This is a genomic window from Bradyrhizobium sp. SRS-191, from assembly GCF_024586915.1.
Classification (GTDB): Bacteria; Pseudomonadota; Alphaproteobacteria; order Rhizobiales; family Xanthobacteraceae; genus Bradyrhizobium.
Genome location: NZ_JANBVS010000039.1, coordinates 1 through 6,691, shown reverse-complemented (window position 1 = coordinate 6,691; position 6,691 = coordinate 1). Strand labels below are relative to the sequence as shown.

Annotated in this window: 3 protein-coding genes; 2 read left to right on the top strand and 1 reads right to left on the bottom strand. The window is 65.2% G+C overall.

The features are described 5' to 3' along the window. Positions 1-667 precede the first annotated feature (667 nt). Entirely contained in the window at positions 668-2,722 is a 2,055-nt protein-coding gene (locus tag NLR35_RS33525) for a M23 family metallopeptidase (protein ID WP_257170824.1), read from the top strand. Between the two features lie 127 nt (positions 2,723-2,849). Here NLR35_RS33525 and clpB read toward each other — a convergent pair whose 3' ends face one another. Further along, positions 2,850-5,489 carry an ATP-dependent chaperone ClpB gene (gene clpB, locus NLR35_RS33520; protein WP_257170823.1) on the bottom strand — a complete coding sequence of 880 codons (2,640 nt, stop codon included), beginning with the start codon at positions 5,487-5,489 and terminating at the stop codon, positions 2,850-2,852. Between the two features lie 223 nt (positions 5,490-5,712). Between clpB and NLR35_RS33515 the strand changes: the two genes are divergently transcribed. Then, complete coding sequence (locus NLR35_RS33515) at positions 5,713-6,498, top strand: MOSC domain-containing protein (protein ID WP_257170822.1); 786 nt, start codon at positions 5,713-5,715, stop codon at positions 6,496-6,498. The last annotated feature ends 193 nt before the right edge of the window (positions 6,499-6,691 follow it).

Genomic DNA, 6,691 nt, shown 5'->3' with positions numbered 1-6,691 from the left:
TCTCAATCCCGAGACCCGCAAGGACTCCGCCGTCCACGTTTCTCTTTCTTCATCTTCACTTGTCAAACAGCCCGGGACCTCAGTCCCACCCTCACTTGGAGGGATCCGCTCTCGTTTCGACGGCGATGGGCAACCGGGTTCTACCGGTTGTGCACCACTCAACGAAGTGAGGAGCAGTATTGGCGCGAATGCTCGCCTCGGTGTGTCCCGAAGCGGCGCCGCGCTCAGTGATCGGGTGTATAGGGGGAGCCGATCGGGGTGTCAACGACGAATTTCATGAAATCGTCGCATCGGGTGATTTTTTTCCGTAGCCAACCGGATGCCCGATTTCTTGCGGACATCGTGCCCCACTTGGGCCACAATCCTGCGACGATTTGTTAAGCATCGACCTGAGCTGATTTGCCCAGCGGGGACTGCCATCGGCTCACGGTGATCCAGATCAAGGAATTGGCGAGCCCTTCGCCTGATTCAGACGACCGAGACGACATCGAGAGATCCTGAAGAAGAACAGCGGTCCGGGGATTTGAGGGTTTCATACCCGAGAGCCTCGAACCGTCAGAGACGCGCCATCATTCCGAGCCGTTTGTCTTAGACGGTTAAGTCTTGGACGGTAGCCAACCGGCAGCTGAGTGATCTCGGTGCTGACTTTGAACTTGGGGGACTGAGGTTGAACCATCGGACGTCACGCGGGGGGGTTGGGCGCGAGATCGGCATGATCGATCTCGGGCATGAGCCGCCGCTATCGGTCGATGGCTCCGAAGCCGCGGTGATCGATCGCCGCCGCGTCTCCGTTCAATGGTTTTCGGGTACGATTCTGACGGGTCTCTGCGGCGCAGCCCTGATCGGCGGCGCCGTTTTTGCGTCGCTCGACGGCGAGCTGACCTTTGCGCGCATGCCGGAGCGGATGGAGAGCGCGCTGCGGGGGGCGTTCGGCGCCAATGATCGCGTCGCCACCCTGCGCAAGAGCGACCGCCTGCCGCCTCCGAACGAGGCCGCCGCCGCCCGCAATGTCGTCCGCGTCTCGACCGTGACCCGCGCCGGAACGCGCGAGGTGATCCGGGTCCGCCCCTATGTGCGGATCTCCGGCAATCTCTCGATGACCACCAGCGACCTCTCGGCCAAGATCCCGCCCTTCAATGCGCAGCGGCTGTTGACCGACGCCGAGAACGACAAGACCAGCCCCGGAGACGATCCCAACAATCCCGCGGCCGTCGAGCCGGATGCCGAGGTCTCGTTCGTGACCAAGGACCTCGCGACCGTGCTGCCGAAGGCCAAGATCGCGACCTCAGTGGCGCTCGACGAAATCGTCATGCGGGTCCGCGACGCCGCCAATTGGCGCGGCAACAATGGCGGCGTCCGCTATGCCTCGCTGGCCAACGCCGCGGCCGATGCAACGGCGGCGAGCGGCGATCTCAAGCTGGCCTATGCCAATGACGGCACCCTGCCCGATCCCTATGCCGGTTTCGAGACCCGGGTGGTGCCGGAAAACGTGACCCTGCTGCCCAAGACCAAGGAGCAGATCACCGGCGGCAACCCGCTCGGCGAGCGCGTCCATCTGGTGAAGAAGGGCGACACGGTCACCTCGATCCTGCGCGACCAGGGCGCCACGCCGGACGAGGGCAAGGCGATTGCCGCTCAGCTCGGCCCGCGCGGCCGCGACGGCGGCCTGAAGGAAGGCGAAAAGCTGCGCATCCTGATGGCGCCGACGAGCCCGGCTCCGGGCGCTCGCCTCCAGCCGGTCCGCGTCATCGTCGCCAACGAGACCATGATCGAAGCGGTCGCCGCGCTGTCGGATCTCGGCAAATACGTCGCCGTCGACGTGCAGAGCATGAACACGGTGACTGAGACCGCCGACAACACCAATGACGACGAAGAGGATGACGGCACCGGCGTCCGCCTCTACCAGAGCATCTACGAGACGGCGATGCGCAACAAGGTGCCGGCGCCGGTCATCGAGGACATGATCCGGATCTATTCCTACGACGTCGACTTCCAGCGCCGGGTGCAGCCGGGCGATTCATTCGACGTGTTCTATGCCGGCGACGACGACGACAAGCCCGGCCCCAACGACAAGAGCGAAGTGCTCTATGCCTCGCTGACCGTCGGCGGCGAGACCAAGAAATACTACCGCTTCCAGACCCCCGACGACAGCGTCGTCGACTATTACGACGAGACCGGCAAGAGCGCGAAGAAGTTCCTGGTCCGCAAGCCCGTCAACAACGCGATCATGCGCTCAGGCTTCGGCGGCCGCCGCCATCCGATCCTCGGCTATGTGAAGATGCACACCGGCGTCGACTGGGCCACCGCCTACGGCACGCCGATTTTTGCCGCCGGCAACGGCGTGCTCGAGAAGGTCGGGACCGAAGGCGGCTACGGCAAGTATATCCGCATCAAGCACAACAACGGTTACGAGACCGCCTACGGCCACATGTCGGCGTTCGTGAAGGGCATGGAGCCGGGCAAGCGGGTCCGCCAGGGCCAGGTCATCGGCTTCGTCGGCTCGACCGGCCAGTCGACCGGCCCGCATGTGCACTACGAAATTCTCGTCAACGGCCGCTTCGTCGACCCGCTGCGCGTCAAACTGCCGCGCGGCCGGTCGCTCGAGGGCCAGATCATGGCCGGCTTCGAGAAGGAGCGCGACCGCGTCGACCAGATGATGGCCGGCCGCGGCAACGGCCCCTCACGCATGTCGGACGCCGGTCCGATCCAAGTCAATCGTTAAGGCGGTGAACCGCTAAGGTGAACCGCTTAAGGCCCTCGCCCTCCCCGGGCCAGAGTTTCAACGGCAACGGCCCCCGCTGATCGCTCAGCGGGGGCCGTTTCGATTTGCGTTCGGGCAATCGCGCCGTTCAGTTCAGCTTGCGCTTCGGGACCGGCGCCTCGAAGGTAGCGATCTCCGCGGTGCGATGCGCCTTGCCGTTGAAGGTCAGCACGTTGCCTTCCGACGAGATCGCGACCTTGTCGCCATCCTTGATGTCGCCGGCGAGGATCATCTCGGCGAGCGGATCCTGCACGCTGCGCTGGATCACCCGCTTCAGCGGACGCGCGCCATAGGCCGGATCCCAGCCCTTGGCGGCCAGCCAGTCGCGCGCATCGCCATCCAGCGACAGCGTGATCTTGCGCTCCGCCACGAGCTTCTGGAGCCGCGTGAACTGGATCTCGACGATCCGGCCCATCTCGCTCTTCTGCAGCCGATGGAACAGGATGATCTCGTCGACGCGGTTGAGGAACTCGGGGCGGAAATGCCCGCGCACCGTGCCCATCACAAGCTCACGCACTTCCGACGTATCCTCGCCCTCCGGCTGATTGACCAGGAACTCAGAGCCGAGATTGCTGGTCATGATGATCAGCGTGTTGCGGAAGTCGACGGTGCGGCCCTGACCATCGGTCAGCCGGCCGTCATCGAGCACCTGCAGGAGCACGTTGAACACATCCGGATGCGCCTTCTCGATCTCGTCGAACAGGACGACCTGATACGGCCTGCGACGCACGGCCTCGGTCAGCGCCCCGCCCTCGTCGTAGCCGACATAGCCGGGAGGCGCGCCGATCAGCCGCGACACCGAGTGCTTCTCCATGTACTCGGACATGTCGAGCCGGACCATCGCGGTCTCGTCGTTGAACAGATATTCGGCGAGTGCCTTGGTCAGCTCGGTCTTGCCGACGCCGGTGGGGCCCAAGAACATGAACGAGCCCATCGGCCGGTTCGGATCCTGCAGGCCGGCGCGCGAGCGCCGCACCGCCGTCGCGACCGCATGCACGGCCTCGAACTGGCCGACGACGCGCTTGCCGAGGCTGTCCTCCATCCGCAGCAGCTTGTCCTTCTCGCCCTCGAGCATCTTGTCGACGGGCACGCCGGTCCAGCGCGAGACCACCTGCGCGATATGGTTGGCGGTGACCGCCTCCTCCATCATCTCGCCGGCATTCTCCTTGGCCTCGATGTCGGCCAGCCGCTTTTCCAGATCGGGGATCCGGCCATAGGCCAGCTCGCCCGCCTTCTGGTACTCGCCGCGGCGCTGCGCATTGGCGAGCTCGATGCGCAAGGCATCCAGCTCGCTCTTGAGCTTCTGCGCGTTCGACAGCTTGTCCTTCTCGGCGCTCCACTTCGCGGTCAGCGACGCCGACTTCTCCTCGAGGTCGGCGAGCTCCTTCTCCAGCGCCTGCAGCCGGGTCTTGGACCCGAGATCGCTTTCCTTCTTCAACGCCTCCTGCTCGATCTTGAGCCGGATGATCTCACGGTCGAGCGAATCCAGCTCCTCCGGCTTGCTGTCGACCTGCATCTTCAGCCGCGCCGCCGCCTCGTCCATCAGGTCGATGGCCTTGTCCGGCAGAAAGCGGTCGGTGATGTAGCGGTTCGACAAGGTCGCGGAAGCCACCAGCGCGGAATCGGTGATACGCACGCCGTGATGCTGCTCGTATTTGTCCTTCAGCCCGCGCAGGATCGAGATGGTGTCCTCGACCGTCGGCTCGGTGACATAGACCGGCTGGAAGCGGCGCGCGAGCGCGGCGTCCTTCTCGACATGCTTCTGATACTCGTCGAGCGTGGTCGCGCCGATGCAGTGCAGCTCGCCGCGCGCCAGCGCGGGCTTGAGCAGGTTCGACGCATCCATCGCGCCGTCGGCCTTGCCGGCGCCGATCAGGGTGTGCATCTCGTCGATGAACAGCACGAAGGTGCCTTCGGCCGCCGTGACCTCCTGCAGAACGGCCTTCAGCCGCTCCTCGAACTCGCCGCGATATTTCGCGCCCGCGATCAGCGCGCCCAGATCGAGCGACAGCAGCCGCTTGTCCTTCAGGCTCTCCGGCACGTCGCCATTGACGATGCGCAACGCGAGGCCCTCGACGATCGCGGTCTTGCCGACGCCGGGCTCGCCGATCAGCACGGGATTGTTCTTGGTGCGCCGGGACAGGACTTGAATGGTGCGGCGGATTTCCTCGTCGCGGCCGATCACCGGATCGAGCTTGCCGTCGCGCGCCGCCTGGGTCAGGTCGCGGGCATATTTCTTCAGCGCATCATAGGCGTTCTCGGCGGTCGCAGAGTCCGCCGTGCGCCCCTTGCGCAGGGATTCGATCGCCGCGTTGAGATTCTGCGCGGTGACGCCGCCCTTGGCGAGGATGGTTCCGGTCTCGCTCTTGGCGTCGAGCGTCAGCCCGAGCAGCAGCCGCTCGACGGTGACGAAGCTGTCGCCGGCCTTTTCAGCCGCCTTCTCCGCCGCGTCGAAAGCGCGCGCCAGTTCGGGCGACAGATAAATCTGACCAGCGCCGCTGCCCGAGACTTTCGGCAGCTTGCCCAGTGCGTCCTCAGTCGCTTTCAGGATCGCGCGCGAATTGCCGCCGGCGCGATCGATCAGACCGCCCGCGAGGCCTTCGCCATCGTCGAGCAGGACTTTCAGAAGATGCAGCGGCGAGAACTGCTGATGTCCGTCGCGCACCGCCAGAGACTGCGCCGATTGAATGAAGCCCCGCGCGCGCTCGGTATATTTGTCGATATTCATGATGTTTCCCTCAGCCTGCTGTGACGCCCCGAAGGCACGGTTCCAGCATCTTCATTGGGTTTCGATTTGCCCACGTTGACGTCCATCAACGCCGCAACCCGTGACGTCGCCGGCTTGCGCCCGGCTTGAGAGGAAATGTGGGAAGGCCGCCGCAAAACGGAAGGGGCCGCTTCACAAATTCGTGTGCCCTGGCCGACGGGTGAGGAATCTCCTATGACCGCGCATGAGCCAGATCAGCCCCGCCCGCATCACCGGCCTGTACCGCTATCCGGTCAAGGGCCTTACCCCGGAACCACTACAGACGGCCCCGTTGCGGGTGGGCGAAACCTTGCCGGCCGATCGCCGCTACGCGCTGGAGAACGGCCCCACCGGCTTCGATCCCGCAGCCCCGGTCTGGAAGCCGAAGACAGCCTACCTGATGCTGATGCGCAATGAGCGCCTGGCCGGCTTCAAGACCCACTTCAACGACGCGACCAACATCCTCACCATCCGCAAGGACGGCGCGATCGTCGCGCAGGGCGACCTCGAAAGCGCCGAGGGCCGCGCCTCGGTCGAGCGCTTCTTTGCCGCCGAATTTGCCGACGAGTTGCGCGGACCGACGAAGCTGCTGTCGGGCGGCGGCTACGCCTTCACGGATCTGGCACGCAAGGTGATCTCGATCATCAATCTCGCCTCCCTCGCCGAGATCGAGCAGCTGGTGGGCGCTCCCATCCACCCGCTGCGCTTCCGCGCCAACCTCTACGTCGCCGGCTGGCCGGCCTGGCACGAGACCACGCTGATGGGGGAGACGCTGCGCATCGGCTCGGCGCGTCTGAAGGTCGTCAAGACCACCACCCGCTGCGCCGCCGTCAACGTCGACCCCGACACCGCCGCGCGCGACCTCGACATCCCACCCGCGCTGATGCAGGCCCGCGGCAATAACGAGTGCGGCATCTACGCCGAGGTCATCGAAGGCGGCAACATTGCCGTCGGCGACGAGCTCGCGGTGGAGCAGCCGAGTTTGTTGTAGTCGATCTCTCGCTCCGCGCACGATGCGCCCCCTCGCCCCGTTCTTACGGGGAGAGGGTCGGGGTGAGGGGCAGCCGCACGGGCGGTGCGATTTATCTGCCGCGAACCTGTGCCTTAATCCTGTTAGTACGTCGCCACCAGACGTCGGCGCCAGCCGCCGTGCCCGTCCGATGGACCTGCTTTCACGGCCGCGT